General features: G+C 71.1%; 1 protein-coding gene. It reads right to left on the minus strand.

Features of this window, described 5'->3' with window-relative positions:
• A partial coding sequence (locus ACLJNW_RS26835) for a 50S ribosomal L9 C-terminal domain-containing protein (RefSeq protein WP_410961601.1) occupies positions 1-253 on the minus strand: 253 nt, incomplete at both ends.

A 253-nucleotide genomic window follows, 5' to 3' on the forward strand; every position in this document is an offset into this window, starting at 1 on the left:
GCGGCACCCGCCTCGGCCTGGCCGGCGGCGAATTCGGCGGCGGCTTCGTCGTCGAAGGTCTGGACGGTGAGGTCCTCGCCCTTCGCCTGGCGCTCGGCTTCGTCGTCGGAGCGGGCGACGTTGACGTTGACCGTGACCGCGACTTCGGCGTGGAGGTGCAGCGGCACGGTGTGGAGGCCAACGGTCTTGATCGGGTTCGCGAGATCGACCTGGCTGCGGGCGACGCTGAAGCCGTCGGCGCTCAGTGCCTCGG

The organism is Salmonella sp. SAL4457, from assembly GCF_046548235.1.
GTDB lineage: Bacteria > Pseudomonadota > Gammaproteobacteria > Enterobacterales > Enterobacteriaceae > Salmonella > Salmonella enterica.